General features: G+C 72.4%; 13 protein-coding genes. 9 read left to right on the top strand and 4 right to left on the bottom strand.

Annotated elements, in window-relative coordinates; all coding sequences use genetic code 11:
• Positions 1-174: 174 nt before the first annotated feature.
• Together PV342_RS20710 and PV342_RS20705 are read right to left on the bottom strand one after the other, a co-directional pair.
• A complete protein-coding gene (locus tag PV342_RS20710) occupies positions 175-963 on the bottom strand; it encodes a crotonase/enoyl-CoA hydratase family protein (protein ID WP_400803431.1) in 789 nt (262 codons plus the stop codon).
• A gap of 36 nt (positions 964-999) precedes the next feature.
• The gene (locus tag PV342_RS20705; RefSeq protein ID WP_386996474.1) at positions 1,000-2,196 is read right to left on the bottom strand and encodes an alginate lyase family protein; all 1,197 of its coding nucleotides are present in this window, start codon (positions 2,194-2,196) and stop codon (positions 1,000-1,002) included.
• A gap of 306 nt (positions 2,197-2,502) precedes the next feature.
• On the opposite strand from PV342_RS20705, the gene PV342_RS20700 reads away from it, so the two are divergent.
• Positions 2,503-3,297, top strand: coding sequence for an SDR family NAD(P)-dependent oxidoreductase (locus PV342_RS20700; protein WP_400803427.1), 795 nt, complete (start codon positions 2,503-2,505; stop codon positions 3,295-3,297).
• Between the two features lie 119 nt (positions 3,298-3,416).
• On the opposite strand, the gene PV342_RS20695 is transcribed toward PV342_RS20700, so the two are convergent.
• A complete protein-coding gene (locus PV342_RS20695) occupies positions 3,417-3,854 on the bottom strand; it encodes a subtilase-type protease inhibitor (RefSeq protein WP_500318244.1) in 438 nt (145 codons plus the stop codon).
• Between the two features lie 300 nt (positions 3,855-4,154).
• Complete coding sequence (locus tag PV342_RS20690) at positions 4,155-5,723, bottom strand: cellulose binding domain-containing protein (protein ID WP_500318242.1); 1,569 nt, start codon at positions 5,721-5,723, stop codon at positions 4,155-4,157.
• Positions 5,724-5,985: 262 nt separating this feature from the next.
• On the opposite strand from PV342_RS20690, the gene PV342_RS20685 reads away from it, so the two are divergent.
• The 8 genes from PV342_RS20685 to PV342_RS20650 all read left to right on the top strand — a co-directional run bounded on the left by PV342_RS20685 (position 5,986) and on the right by PV342_RS20650 (position 14,607).
• Positions 5,986-7,698, top strand: a complete 1,713-nt coding sequence (locus tag PV342_RS20685; protein WP_500318240.1) for an enoyl-CoA hydratase-related protein — start codon at positions 5,986-5,988, stop codon at positions 7,696-7,698.
• A 272-nt stretch (positions 7,699-7,970) separates the two neighbouring features.
• On the top strand, positions 7,971-9,056 hold the full coding sequence (locus PV342_RS20680) for an NADH-quinone oxidoreductase subunit B family protein (RefSeq protein ID WP_400803416.1): 1,086 nt from the start codon (positions 7,971-7,973) through the stop codon (positions 9,054-9,056).
• Positions 9,057-9,122: 66 nt separating this feature from the next.
• Positions 9,123-10,907 (top strand): nickel-dependent hydrogenase large subunit, encoded by a 1,785-nt coding sequence (locus PV342_RS20675; RefSeq protein ID WP_386996466.1) that lies wholly within the window; start codon positions 9,123-9,125, stop codon positions 10,905-10,907.
• Positions 10,904-11,425 (top strand): NifU-related iron-sulfur-binding protein, encoded by a 522-nt coding sequence (locus PV342_RS20670; protein WP_500318238.1) that lies wholly within the window; start codon positions 10,904-10,906, stop codon positions 11,423-11,425. Before PV342_RS20675 ends, PV342_RS20670 begins: the two co-directional genes overlap by 4 nt.
• Positions 11,422-12,087: a DUF5947 family protein gene (locus tag PV342_RS20665; RefSeq protein ID WP_400803411.1), complete on the top strand. Its 666-nt coding sequence runs from the start codon at positions 11,422-11,424 to the stop codon at positions 12,085-12,087. Before PV342_RS20670 ends, PV342_RS20665 begins: the two co-directional genes overlap by 4 nt.
• Positions 12,084-12,731, top strand: coding sequence for a DUF6084 family protein (locus PV342_RS20660; protein WP_500318236.1), 648 nt, complete (start codon positions 12,084-12,086; stop codon positions 12,729-12,731). Before PV342_RS20665 ends, PV342_RS20660 begins: the two co-directional genes overlap by 4 nt.
• The gene (locus PV342_RS20655) at positions 12,728-14,092 is read left to right on the top strand and encodes a hypothetical protein (RefSeq protein ID WP_500318234.1); all 1,365 of its coding nucleotides are present in this window, start codon (positions 12,728-12,730) and stop codon (positions 14,090-14,092) included. Before PV342_RS20660 ends, PV342_RS20655 begins: the two co-directional genes overlap by 4 nt.
• On the top strand, positions 14,089-14,607 hold the full coding sequence (locus PV342_RS20650) for a hydrogenase maturation protease (protein WP_500318232.1): 519 nt from the start codon (positions 14,089-14,091) through the stop codon (positions 14,605-14,607). Before PV342_RS20655 ends, PV342_RS20650 begins: the two co-directional genes overlap by 4 nt.
• Positions 14,608-14,617 lie beyond the last annotated feature (10 nt).

The following is a 14,617-nucleotide window of genomic DNA, read 5'->3' as shown; positions in this document are numbered from 1 at the left end:
GGGTGCGGAGGTGAGGTGGTGCCAGATTTAAGTGCCCATGACATACGGATGTCCAGAGCGCGTCCGTGGTCCACACACGGGAACCGGCCGAAGTCCACACGGCGGTCACGCCATGGGCGCAGCTCAGCCCGGGTGACCGGCGCGGAACGGCCCCCGTCGGTCGTCCCGCGCCGGTCAGCTCCGGTCGAACGCGCCGTGCCTCCCGGCCCCCGCCGAGAAGCGCGCCGCGCCCTCCCCCGCCTCCGCGAGGGACACCCTGCCGTGCCGCAACTCCGCCTCGAGCGCGGCCGTCTCCTCCAGGCCCTCGGCCTCCAGCACCGCGAGCCGGTCGTGCCGCAGGCAGGTCTGCGGGAAGGCCGCGATCTGCGCGGCGAGCGCTTCGGCGGCCGCGCGTGCCCCGCCGGCCGGGACGACCCGGTTGACCAGGCCCATGGCGTACGCCTCGGCCGCGTCGACCGGACGACCCGTCAGGATCAGGTCCATCGCCCGCGAGGTGCCGATCAGGCGCGGCAGCCGCACCGTCCCGCCGTCGATCAGGGGCACGCCCCAGCGCCGGCAGAACACCCCGAGCACCGCGTCCTCCTCGGCGACCCGCAGGTCGCACCAGAGGGCCAGCTCCAGGCCGCCGGCCACCGCGTGGCCCGAGATGGCCGCGATGACCGGCTTGCCCAGTCGCAGGCGGGTGGGCCCCATGGGGCCGTCCCCACCGCTGCCGCCGCCCCCGTCCGCCACATCGGTCACCTCGTTGCCGCGCGGGGTGCCGATGGCCTTGAGGTCGGCACCCGCGCAGAAGGTGCCGCCCTCCCCCCACAGCACCGCGGCGGAGGCGCCGGGGTCGGCGTCGAACGCGCGGAAGGCGTCGGCCAGTTCGCGTGCCGTCGGACCGTCGACGGCGTTGCGCACCTCGGGGCGCGAGAGCACCACCGTGGTGACGGGTCCGCTGCGCTCGACACGTACGGGCATGGCCGGTTCCCTCCGCCGCCGATCACCTCTGCCGGATCAGGAGAGGTTATCGCCGTGGGTCAGGGTCTCCCAGGCGACGAAGAGGTTGTTGCTGCCGGCCGGGCGCTGCGCCTCGGTGAGCGCCTGGGTGTTGGTCATGGCGTAGCCGAGCCGGTTGTGCATCGCGTTGTAGCCGACCTCGGTGACCGGCCCGAGACCCAGGTTGAGACTCCCGCCGCACAGCCACGACGGCACGGCCTCGCCGCGCTGGTACTTGGACTGGAAGCCCAGCGCCTGCCGCAGCCGCTCGCCGACCTGCGGGTAGAGGTCCTCGCCCTGGATGCGGCTGGTCTCCGCGACGTGCGAGATCGACGAGATGCCGTAGCCGGTGTGCGTGAAGTCGCGGCAGGTCTCCTGGGTCAGACCGGTCACGAAGGTGGACTGACCCTGCCAGTAGCCGACGATCTCGTCCCGGGTGTCGAGCCCGCTGCCGGGCACGGTCCTGGGCAGCGCGCCGTCGGTGTCCAGGTAGACGTACGCGGCCACGCGGTTGAGGTAGCGCGTGACGGCCTTGTCGTAGGAGGTGCGGTCGTCGAGGAAGACGGAGATGCCGACGGCGGCCTCCATCATGCTGAGCTCCCAGTTGCCGTTGCTCTTCGAGCCGTTGATGACCTCGGGGAGGTAGACGTCGCGCAGCATGGTGGCGAAGCGGTTCACGTTCGGCCAGCCGGTGTACGTGTAGCGGATGATCTCCGCGGCGCGCGGCCACACCGAGCCCGCCCAGCCGGTCTGCAGCGGGGCGTTGCTGTTGGTGTGGTCGGTGATGGTGGCCGACCAGGCGTCCATCAATTGGATCGCCTTCTGCGCGTACTTGGCGTCGCGTGTGACGTACCAGGCCAGCGCGTTGGTGTAGGCCGCGATGGCGTCCTCGCGCTCGTCGGTGCAGCCGTAGTTGGGGTTGGAGTAGGAGCCGCACTCGACGACCGCGCGCGGCTTGGGGGTCCGCGACTGCGAGGCGTACTTCGACGCCATCATCTGGTCGTACGCGCCCTTCCAGGGCTGCGCCCCGGCCTGCACCTTTCCGCGTACGAAGTCGAGCTGGGCGCGGCTGACCAGGACGCCGGGATGGCTGAAGGCAGCCGGCGCGGCCTCGGCACGGCCGCCGCCGGGCAGTGCGGCCAGGAGGGCGGCGACCAGCGCCGCGACGAGGGCGAAGACGCCCTTGGTGAGGAGACCTTGTGATCTGTGGGACATGGGGGGACGCCTTCCCAGGAGACGGCACGTTCACATGGGTGAACCATGGATGCACCCGTGAACACTGCGATTGAGGGATGACGGTAGGACTAGACCAATACCCCGTCAAGTCCCTTGTCGTACACGGCCGATACTCGTCATGGTGCGGCGCGCGTCGCGACGGGGCCCGCCGCAGCACGGGGACACGTATCTGACCCGCCTCTGTGCGCGACCTCCGGCGGGAGCCCGACCGGCCGCGCTCCGATGGCGACCGGGCCTCCCGTACCCCAGGCTCGATACCCACCCGCCTGTTCCGAAGGGGTCCTCATGGAACTGCAGCTCCAGGACAAGGTCGCTGTCGTCACCGGAGCCGGCAGGGGCATCGGCCTGGCGGTGACGGAGGCGCTCGCGCGCGAGGGCGTCCGGGTCGTCGCGGGCAGCCGCAGCGTCACCCCCGAGGCGGAGGCTCTCCGCGAGGCCCACGAGGTGACCCCCGTGGCCGTCGACCTCGCCACCGCGGGGGGACCCGCCGAACTCGTACGGCAGGCCGCGGAGCGCTACGGCGCCGTCGACATCCTGGTCAACAACGTGGGCTCGGGAAAGTCCCGCGGCAGCTTCCTCGATGTGGACGACGCGGAGTGGGGGCGCGTCTTCGAGATCTCCTTCTTCAGCGCGGTCCGCACGACCCGCGCCGCGCTGCCCCACATGGTGGCGGCGGGCGGCGGCGCGATCGTCAACGTCACGTCCGTCAACGCGCGGCTCCCCTACCCCATGGTCGTCGACTACTCGGCCGCCAAGGCGGCGCTGGCGAACCTGACGAAGTCGCTGTCCGAGGAGTTCGCCCCGCGCGGCGTGCGCGTCAACGCGGTCGCCCCAGGTCCCGTCCGCACGCCCTTTTGGACCGCCCCCGGCGCCTTCGCCGACCAGACGGCCGCGGCGGCCGGGACCACCGCCCAGCAGGCCCTGGACGAGGTCGTGCCGCGCAGCATGGGCATCTCGACCGGGCGCGTCACCGAGCCCGAGGAGGTCGCCGCCCTGATCGCCTTCCTCGTCTCCCCCGTCGCCGGCAACGTCACGGGCGCGGAGTTCACCATCGACGGCGGCCAGATCAAGACGACCTGACGCCGCGGCAGGACACGGCAGAAAAACAGGGGCGGCCGACCCCGTCCCACGAGTCGGCCGCCCCCTCACAGGGCTCTCCCCCACGGTGAACCCCGTGGCCTTGGTTCACGGCATCGGCGTCAGAAGGCGAAGACGCCGGCCGTGTCGCTGCCGCGCAGCATGCACGGGTTGCCGAAGGTCTGCGCGAAGGTGACGCGCCGGCCTTCCCAGACCCCGTCGGCGGTGACCACGACCGGATCCCAGATCCGGGTGCAGGCCACACCCTCCGCGTCGGCGGTCATCGCCGCGAAGTCCCCGTGGACGGCGGCGAGTTCCGCGCAGGCGGCCACCGGGTCCGGGTGGTCGCCGTACGGGGTGGGCCTGCAGCGCAGCACGACCGCGCGCTGTATCGTCGCTGTCGCGGGGTCTTCACCCCTCCCCACGGACAGGACGAGCGCGGACGGCGCGTACAGGCTCGTCGCCCCGGCCGGCCTGGCCTGCGCCGCACCGGCCGCGCCCCCCGCCGAACACATCGCCGCCACCAGGGCCAGGCAGGTCCCCACCGCACTGATCCGCATAGCGAACACTCCTTCGGCACTCGATCCGGATATCGGACGTCGTGGAGTCTTGTGCATCGGGTGCCCGCTCGTCACATCGCTCCGCGACTTTCGGTCACCGATTGTTCACAGTGTGTACTATCCGTTGTGTCGCACTTGCGGTGGGCTGGGCGTCCGGGTGAATGGACTCAGTGGAACCGGGGCCTCCGTGAAAGCGCCTTCACGGATCGACGACATCGTCTCCACATCGGCCGGAAAGCAGCGGGCCGCCGCCGTGTTCCGCACACGACGACGGCCCGTGGGGACGGTGCCCGGGAGCCGCTATCCGCTGTAGCCCGCGAAGATCCGCGAGAACTCGTAGGGGGACTGCGGGATGTTGGTGCACATGTAGAGCGCGCCGGTGCAGGCGTTGCGGTCCCGGGTCGTCTCCCAGAAGGCGAGCATGCCGAGGTGCCTGCCCTGGGCGAAGCTCACCAACTGGCGGGCGTCGGCCTGGTCGTAGATCCGGCCGTCGTCGTTCTGCCCGAGCATCGGCGTGACGCCCACCATCGCCCACACCTGGGCGTCGGACGTGCCGGGGTAGAGGGACTTGAGCTGGGCGAAGGTGCTGTTGGCCGCCTGGATCGCCGCGTCGCCGTAGTCGGCGCTGCGGTAGTAGTCCATCGCCATGACGTTGACGACGTCGAGGTTCACCCCGGCGTCCCGGGCCGAGCGCACGACGCCCAGACCGTCCGCCGTGAGCCCCTCCGGGAGGACGGGCAGGGTGAGGGAGATCCGCAGCCCGGGGTGGGCCTGCTGGAGGCGGGCCAGCGCCTGGGAGCGGCGGGCGACGGACGCCGGGTCGGCGGTGGCGGCGCCCTCGATGTCGAAGTCGGCGTAGGTCAGGCCGTACGCGTTGACCACGGCGTCGTACTCGGCGTACAGCGCGTCGACGGAGCCGCAGGCCTGCGCGAGTTCGATGCCGGTCGCGCCGCCGAAGGAGATCTTGACGTCACCGCCGGCCGCGCGGATCGCGTCGATCTGGTCCTTGTTCCAGCCGTCGCGCGGGTCGTAGGCGTTGAACCACATCGCCTTGCAGGACGAGGCGGTGATGAAGGCCATGGTGAAGCTCTTCAGGCCGCTCGCCGAGGACAGCGTGGTCAGGCTGGGCGTCGGCCAGGCGCCCATGTCGACGTACGGCGCGGTGCGCACGCCGCCCGGGGGCGGGTTGGTGCCGCCGGAGGTGGTCGTCCCGCCGACCGCGCCGCTGTACGCGGAGGTGTTGCCCGCGGCGTCCTTGGCGCGGACGCGGAAGGAGTAGCCGGTGCTCGCCTGCAGCCCGGTGGCGGTGTACGAGGTGCCGGTCACGGCGACGGGCGCGCCGCCGTCCCGGGAGACCTCGTAGCCGGCGACGCTGCCGGAGTCGTCGGTGGAGGCGGTCCACCGGACGGTGAGGGAGGAGGAGGTGGCCGAGCCGACGGTGACCCCGCCGGGGACGCTGGGCGCGGTGGTGTCCGGTCCGCCGCCGGAGCCGGTGCAGGACCCGCCGTTGAGCCTGCAGTTCGCCGGCGCGTCCGTGCCCGAGGAGACCCAGCCGAAGGCGGCGGTAGCACCGGGCGCGAGAGTGCCGTTGTAGTCGCGGTTCTTGAAGGTGTAGTGGCTGCCGCTCCGGGTCATCAGGGTGTCCCAGTACGAGCCGACGCTCGTCCCCGACGGCAGGTCGAACTCGACGGTCCATCCGCTGAGGGTGACGGTGCCGCCGTTGGTGATCGTGTACTGCCCCTGGTATCCGGTGTCCCAGGTGGCCGTCTTGACGAAGGCCGCGCTCGGGGCGGCCGCTGCGGCGGGCGGGGCGAGGATCAGGACGAGCGCTCCGACGAGCGCGGTGACCAGGGCCAGAGTTCTTCGCATCCGGGCCTCCCGTGGGGGGAACACGCAGTTGGTCTGTACCACATGCATCTGGTGTAGACCTATCGGGTTGATGCGTTCGCGTCAATACATGGGACGGTCCGGGATCGTGCCGTCGCACCACCCCTGGGCGGCCGGGCCGGTGGCGATCGGGTGAACCGGCGGCGAGGCCGCACCCGCGGGCAGCCGCGGGGCGGGCATCATCGCTGAAGGCCGGGGCCGGTGCTCCCCTCCCCGATCGTGCCGGGCGGCCCGGGAGGTCGTCATGCACATCCTGCTCATGGCGTCGGCGTTCAACAGCCTGACGCAGCGCGTGTACGCCGAACTCGGCGAGCTGGGCCACACCGTCGCCGTCGAGGTGACACCGGACGGCGACGCCATGCGGGCCGCGGTCGCCCGCCACGAGCCGGAACTCGTCGTCGCGCCCATGCTCAAGGCGGCGATCCCCGAGGACGTCCGGACCGCCCGTACCTGCCTGATCGTGCACCCCGGCCCACCCGGCGACCGGGGACCCGCCTCCCTGGACCGCGCGGTGCAGGAGGGCGTCACCGCCTGGGGGGTGACGGTCCTGCAGGCCGAGGAGGAGATGGACGCGGGCCCGGTCTGGGCCTCGGTGGACTGCGAGGTGCCGCCGGTCGGCAAGAGCGACCTGTACCGGGGCGAGGTCTCGGACGCCGCGATGGAGGCCGTCCTGCTGGCCGTCGACCGGTTCGCCTCGGGCGCGTACGCCCCCCGGCGGCAGAGCGACCCCGCCCTCGCGGCGGCCGTCCGCGTCCGCCCGGCACTCCGCCAGGACGAACGGCGCATCGACTGGGCCGCCGACCCGACCACGACCGTGCTGCGCAAGCTGCGCGCCGCCGACTCACGGCCCGGCGTCCTGGACGAGCTCCTCGGCGCCCGCTGGTTCCTGCACGGCGGCCACCCCGAGGACCGGCTGCGCGGTGAACCGGGGCGGCTGCTGGCCGCCCGGGCGGGCGCGGTGTGCCGGGCCACCCGCGACGGCGCCGTATGGCTCCCCCGGCTGCGGCCCCCTCCCGCCCCGGGCGGCCCGCCCACGTTCGCGCTGCCCGCCGTCACCGCGCTCGGCGACCTCCTTCCGCCACTGCCGGAGGAGCCGCTGCCCCCGGAACTCGCCGGCGAGCGCGACACCTGGGCCGACATCCGCTACCGCGAGGACGGCGCGGCGGGCGTCCTGTCGTTCTCCTTCCCGGGCGGCGCGATGTCCGCCGCCGACTGCCGCCGGCTCCTGGCGGCGTACCGCCACGCCCGCACGCGGCCCACCTCGGTGCTGGTGCTGGGTGGCGCCCGGGACGTCTTCTCCAACGGCATCGACCTCAAGGCCATCGAGGCCGCCGCCGACCCGGGCGCCGAGTCCTGGGCGAACATCACCGCCATCGACGACCTGGTCGAGGCGGTGCTGACCACCACCGACCGCCTGGTGGTCGCCGCGCTCGGCGGCAACGCGGGCGCGGGCGGCGTGATGCTCGCCCTCGCCGCCGACGAGGTCTGGTGCCGCCAGGGCGCGGTGCTCAACCCGCACTACCGCCTGATGGGCCTGTACGGCTCCGAGTACTGGACGTACACCCTGCCCCGCCGGGTCGGCCCCGCCATGGCCGCGCGCCTGACGCGGCAGGCCCTGCCGGTCGGCGCGGCCGCCGCCCTGCGGATCGGGCTGGTGGACCGGCTGCTGATGTGCGGCCCGCGGGAGTTCGGCCCCGACGTCGCCCGCCTCGCTGCCCGGCTGGCCCGCACGGCCGGGACTCAACCCAGGATCGCCGCGAAGAAGGCGGAGGCCGAGCGCCGCGAGGCGCAGCGACCCCTGGCGTCGTACCGCGCCGAGGAGCTGTCCCGCATGCGGGAGGCCTTCTTCGACCCCCGGTCCCCCTACCACGCCCTCCGCTCGGACTTCGTGCACCGCCGCACCCCCGCCGGGACCCCCTCGCACCTGCGGGAGACCCCGGCGGCCTCCTGCCCCTGACGCCGGCGACCCCGCTCATCCCCCGACCGCCGTGACGCGCTCCCCCGTCACGACGGCCGCCGTCCTCGGATGAACGGCCGGCACGCGGCCGCCCCCGCCGTCGGGAAGGCGCGCACCGGCCTCCCGTGGCCACGGCCTCGGGGCGGAGGCCGCACTGCACGGGGCGGTCACCGTATTGGCCCCCTTCGACGTCCCGTCCCGGCGAGCCAGTCGCTATCAAGGGGGATAGATGCCTTTATGTGGCATTTGTCGCTCGATGAGGAGGCATCCCGATGGGTGCGACTGCTTCGACCCAGAACGACGCCGCACGGACCCCGGCAGCCGGGGACGAGCAAGCCCCGATCCACATTCTCTGGATCAACGCGGGGCTGAGTTGCGACGGAGACTCGGTGTCGCTGACCGCCGCGACGCTGCCCAGCATCGAGGAGATCGTCCTGGGCGGCCTTCCCGGCCTCCCCGAGGTCCAGGTGCACTGGCCGCTGATCGACTTCGAGTGCGGTCCGGTCGGGGGCGCCGACACCTTCATCGAGTGGTTCTTCAAGGCCGAACGCGGTGAGATCGAGCCGTTCGTCCTGGTCGTCGAGGGGTCCATCCCCAACGAGGCGATCAAGGCCGAGGGCTACTGGTGCGGCTTCGGCGACAACCCGGAGACGGGCCAGCCGATCACCACCAGCGAGTGGATCGACCGTCTCGCGCCCAAGGCCCTGGCCGTGGTCGCCATCGGCACCTGTGCCACCTACGGCGGCATCCACGCCATGGAGGGCAACCCGACCGGGGCCATGGGCGTGCCGGACTACCTGGGCTGGGAGTGGAAGTCGAAGGCGGGCATCCCGATCGTCTGCGTGCCCGGCTGCCCGATCCAGCCCGACAACTTCGCCGAGACGCTCACGTACCTGCTCTACCAGGCGGCCGGCTCCGCGCCGATGATCCCGCTGGACGACAAGCTGCGCCCGGCGTGGCTGTTCGGCGCGACCGTGCACGAGGGCTGCGACCGGGCGGGCTACTACGAGCAGGGCCAGTTCGCCGACCGCTACGACTCGCCGCAATGCCTGGTCAAGATCGGCTGCTGGGGCCCGGTCGTCAAGTGCAACGTCCCCAAGCGCGGCTGGATGGACGGCATCGGCGGCTGCCCCAACGTCGGTGGCATCTGCATCGCCTGCACCATGCCCGGCTTCCCGGACATGTTCATGCCGTTCATGGACGAACCGCCCGGCGCGCGGCTGTCGAGCACCGCCAGCGGCGCGTACGGCGCGGCGATCCGGAAGCTGCGCTCCATCACGGCCAGGACCGTGGACAAGGAGCCCAAGTGGCGCCACACCGGCCGGAAGCTCACCACCGGCTACAAGGCGCCCTGGTGACCTCCCGGCACCGAACCGGCCACTGACCACCCACCTCCCCCGTTTGACGAAGGGCACGCACACACCATGGCTCCGAAGACGAAGACGGCCGGAGACGGCAGTGGCCTGATGGAGATGTCCTGGGATCCGATCACCCGGATCGTGGGCAGCCTCGGCATCCACACGAAGATCGACTTCAAGCAGAAGCGTGTCGCGGAGTGCTACAGCACCTCGTCGGTCTTCCGCGGCTACAGCGTCTTCATGCGCGGCAAGGATCCCCGTGACGCGCACTTCATCACCAGCCGGATCTGCGGCATCTGCGGCGACAACCACGCCACCTGCTCGGTCTACACACAGAACATGGCGTACGGGGTGAAGCCGCCGCACCTGGGTGAGTGGATCATCAACCTCGGCGAGGCCGCGGAGTTCATGTTCGACCACAACATCTTCCAGGAGAACCTGGTCGGGGTCGACTACTGCGAGAAGATGGTCCGCGAGACCAACCCGGGCGTCATGGAGCAGGCCGACCGCACCGAGGCCCCGCACGCCGCGGAGCACGGCTACCGCACCATCGGCGACATCATGCGCTCCCTCAACCCGCTCGAGGGCGAGTTCTACCGCGAGGCGCTGCAGGTCAGCCGGTACACCCGCGAGATGTTCTGCCTGATGGAGGGCCGGCACGTCCACCCCTCCACCCTGTACGCGGGTGGTGTCGGCACCATCGCGTCGGTGCAGCTGTTCACCGACTACCTCACCCGGCTGATGCGGTACGTGGAGTTCATGAAGCGCGTCGTGCCGCTCCACGACGACCTCTTCGACTTCTTCTACGAGGCCATGCCCGGCTACGAGGAGGTCGGCCGGCGCCGCATCATGCTCGGCTGCTGGGGCGCGTTCAACGACCCGGACCACTGCGACTTCACGTACGCCAACATGACCGACTGGGGGCGGAAGATGTTCGTCTCCCCCGGCATCGTGGTGGACGGGAAGCTGGTCACCAACGACCTCACGCAGATCAACCTGGGCATCCGCATCCTGCTGGGCAGCTCCTACTACCAGGACTGGGAGGGCCAGCAGCAGTTCGTCACCCACGACCCGCTCGGCAACCCGGTCGACCCTCGCCACCCGTGGAACCAGCACACCATCCCCGCGCCCCAGAAGCGCGACTTCGGCGACAAGTACAGCTGGGTGATGTCCCCGCGCTGGTTCGACGGCAAGGACCATTTGGCGCTGGACACCGGCGGCGGCCCGCTCGCCCGGCTGTGGTCCACCGCCCTCAACGGCCTCGTCGACATGGGCTACGTGAAGGCCACCGGGCACAGCGTGGTGATCAACCTTCCCAAGACGCTGACCAAGCCGGAGACCACCTTCGAGTGGAAGATCCCGCAGTGGAGCAACGCCCTGGAGCGCAACCGGGCCCGCACCTACTTCCAGGCCTACGCCGCCGCCTGCGCCTTGCACTTCGCCGAGATGGGGCTGGAGGAGGTCCGCGCCGGCCGCACCCAGACGTGGGAGAAGTTCGAGGTCCCGGACGAGAGCATCGGCGTGGGCTTCACGGAGGCGGTGCGCGGCGTGCTCTCGCACCACATGGTCATCCGCGACGGCAAGATCGCCAACTACCACCCGTACCCGCCGACCCCGTGGAACGCCAGCGTGCGCGACACGTACGGCACCCCGGGCCCGTACGAGGACGCGGTGCAGAACACCCCGATCTTCGAGGAGAACTCCCCGGAGAACTTCAAGGGCATCGACATCATGCGGGCCGTGCGCAGCTTCGACCCGTGTCTGCCGTGCGGCGTCCACATGTACGTCGGCGGCGGGCGCACCGTGGAGAAACTCCACGTGCCCACCGGTCTGAGCGGTATGGCCGGATGAGCGCGGAGCAGACGGCGCGGCGCGTCGAGGAGATCCTCGACGCGTTCGCGGCCTCCGGAGACGGCGAGACGGCGCGTGCCGCAGAGGAACTGGTGCGCACCCTCATGGAGTTCTACGGCGCGGGCCTGGACCGCGCGGTCACGCTCCTGAAGAACGGCTCGGCCGACCCGCTCGCCCTGCTGATGGCCGACGAGATGGTCGCCGGCCTGCTGACCCTCCACGACCTGCACCCCGAGGACACCCTCACCCGGGTCGGCCGCGCCGTGGATGCGGCCCGGGCCGGTGCGACGGTGGGCATCGAGCACTTCGACCCCGAGACCGGCACCCTGCGCCTGAGCGCCCGCGAGGACGGGGGCTGCGGCTGCCCCAGCACCATGGACGCCACCCGGCAGCGCATCGAGGCGGCACTGTCGTGCTTCGCCCCGGAGGTGTCGGTGGTCGAGATGCCGCTCTCCGGTCCGGCGGCAGGCGAGCCCGCGCTGCTCCAGATCGGCAACCGCCCACCGGGGGCGCCATGAGTCCGCAGGTCCCCGGAGCCGGACTGCGCCGCTTCGTGGCGCCCCGGCAGCCCGCCCCCGAGCGCTGCGAGCTGTGCGGGGTGGAGCTGACGGGCCCCCACCGGCATCTGGTCGATGCCGGCAAGCGCGCGCTGGCCTGCGCCTGCGTGCCGTGCGCGCTGCTCCTGGAGCGGCCCGGTGCGGGCGGCGGACGCTTCGCCGCCGTGCCCGACCGGGTGCTCGGCGACCCGGGCTCAGTGCCCGACGCGGCCGCGTGGCAGCGGCTGCGGATCCCCGTCTCGGTCGCCTTCTTCTTCCACAACTCGGTGCTCGACCGGCCCGTGGTCCTCTACCCGAGCCCCGCCGGCGCCACGGAGAGCGAGGTCGACCCCGGCACCTGGCGGTCCGTGTTCGGCGACTCGCCGCTGGCCGGCACGCTGCGCCCGGACGTGGAGGCGCTGCTGGTCCGCCGGGACCGCGACGGGGGCAACGGCGGGGGCGGTGACGGCGGGGAGTGCTACCTCCTCCCGGTCGACCGGGCCTACGAGCTGGTGGGCCGGCTGCGTCTGAACTGGCAGGGCTTCGACGGCGGTTCCGGCGCCCGCGCCGAACTGGCCGCCTTCTTCGACGACGTACGACAGCGGGCCGCACCGGTGGCGCCGCGGGAGGGGTTGCCGACGTGACCGAGCTGGACTTCGGCTGCACAGGTGTACGGGCCGATCCGTACGCCGCCGGACCGACACTGGTCTTCCGGCTGCGGATCACCGCCCCCGCCGGGGAGCGGGTGCACGCCCTCGCGCTGCGCTGCCAGTTGCGCATCGAACCGGCCCAGCGCGGGTACGGCGACGCGGAGGCACGGGGCCTGGGGGATCTGTTCGGCGAGCGCGAGCGGTGGGGCAGCACCCTGCAGCCGATGCAGTTCGCGCAGGTGTCGCTCATGGTGCCGGGATTCACCGGCGAGACCGAGGTGGACCTGCCGGTGCCGTGCACCTACGACACGGACGTCGCCTCGGCGCGGTACTTCGACGCCCTGGAGGACGGCGAGGCTCTGCTGCTGCTGCTCTTCTCCGGCACCGCCTTCGTCGGTCCCGGCGGTTTCCAGGTGCGGCCCGTGCCCTGGGACAAGGAGGCGGTGTGCCGCATGCCGGTGGCGGTGTGGCGCGAGGCGATCGACGCCCACTTCCCGGGGTGCGGCTGGATCCGGCTGCCCCGTACGGCGCTGGAGTCCCTGCGGTCCTTCCGCAGCGCGCACGCCCTTCCCTCGTGGGAGGCGACCGTCGAGGCCCTGCTCGCCGGCGCCGCCGCCCCGGCGGGAGGCGCCCGGTGACGGCCGCCGCGGAACGTTTCGCAACCGCCCGGCAGGCCGCCGACGCCGTCCTGTTCGAGGGCTATGTGCTCTACCCGTACCGGGCGTCCTCGGCGAAGAACCGGATGCGCTGGCAGTTCGGGGTGCTGGTGCCCCCGGCGTGGGCCTCCGCCTCCGGCGAACCCGTCCTGCAGCGCACCGAGATCCTCATGGAACCGCGCGCGGACGCCGCGCTCCACGCGGAGCTGCGCTTCCTGCACGCCCAGCGGCGGACGGTGGAACGGATCCTGCTCGACGGCGAGTTCGAGCCCACCGACGAACTCCGGCTACCGGACCGGGTGCTGGTCCCGTGGGACGAGGGTGTGGAGGAACGCGTCGAGGTGTCCGTCGACGTCGCGGCGCTGACCGCCGAGGACGTCGTCCTGCCGTTCACCGTCCCCGCGACGGAGGACAGCGAGATCGTCACCGGCGCGGACGGCTTCCCCGCCGGGCGGGTCGTACGGCGCCGGGAGCGCCTCGAAGGCGTCCTGCGGCTCTCGGCCGAGGAACTGCCCGGCCCCTACCGGGTTCTGCGGCTGACCGCCGTCGCGGAGAACACCGGGAGCGCCCCGGCCTCGAACCGGGAGGAGGCGCTGCCGCACGCGCTGGTCTCGACCCACCTGATGCTGCGGCTGACCGCCGGCTACTTCGTGTCGATGACGGACCCCCCGGAGTGGGCGAAGGTCGCCGTCGCCGAGTGCCGCAACGAGAACACCTGGCCGGTGCTGGCGGGCGACGACGCCGCGGCGAACGTGGTGCTGTCCTCCCCCATCATCCTGGAGGACCATCCGCGGATCGCCCCGGAGAGCCCCGGCGCGCTCTACGACGCCACCGAGATCGACGAGATCCTGGCACTGCGCACCGCCGCCCTCACCGACGAGGAGAAGCGGCAGGCGCGCGGCACCGACGAACGGGCGGCCGCGGTGATCGACCTGGCCGACTCCATGCCGCCGGAGGTGATGGAGCGTCTGCACGGCGCCGTACGCGCGCTGCGCGAGGTCACCGGTCCGCAGGACTCGCCCGCCGCGGTCCCCGAGACCCCCTGGTGGGACCCGGGCGCGGACGCCTCCGTCGACCCGGCCCGGGACCGCGTCATGGTCGGCGACACCTGGGTGGCCGCCGGCAGCCGGGTCGTGCTGCGCCCGGGACGGCGGCGCACCGACGCGCAGGACCTGTTCCTGCACGGCCGCAGCGCCCAGGTGGAGGCGGTGCTGCACGACGTGGACGGTGGGGTGCACCTCGCGGTGACCGTCGACGGCGACCCCGGCGCGGAGATCCGCCGCGAGCAGGGCCGATTCCTGTACTTCCAGCCCGACGAACTCGCTCCCCTGGAGGACGCGTGAGCACGGGAGGAGTGCTGGTCGCGGGCATCGGCAACATCTTCCTGGGCGACGACGGCTTCGGCGTCGAGGTGGTGCGCCGGCTCTCCGGGCACCCGCTGCCCGACGGCGTCCACGTCACCGACACCGGCGTACGGGGCGTGCACCTGGCGTACCAGCTGCTCGACGGGTACCGCAGCGTGGTCCTCGTCGACGCCGTGGCGCGCGGCGGCGCCCCCGGCACGCTGCACCTCATCGAGGCGCCGCCGCCCGGCACCGCCGGCCCCGGCGAGGCCCTCGTGGACGGGCACCGGATGACCCCGGACACCGTGCTGGCGCTGCTCGACACCCTCAGCGCCGGGACGGGATCCCCCAAGCCCTCCCGGGTCCTGGTCGTCGGCTGCGAGCCGGCGTGCCTGGAGGAGGGCATCGGTCTGAGCGCTCCCGTGGCCGCCGCCGTGGACGAGGCCGTGCGGCTGGTGGTGAGGGTCATCGGCGAGGAGTGCGGCCGGCCCGCGCACCCGCACCCGGTGGCCTGACCGGCCCGCC

The sequence above is a fragment of the Streptomyces sp. PA03-3a genome (assembly GCF_033792735.1).
Lineage (GTDB): Bacteria > Actinomycetota > Actinomycetes > Streptomycetales > Streptomycetaceae > Actinacidiphila.
Note: the sequence above shows the minus strand (reverse complement) of the source record. Positions and strands in the feature narration are given on the sequence as shown.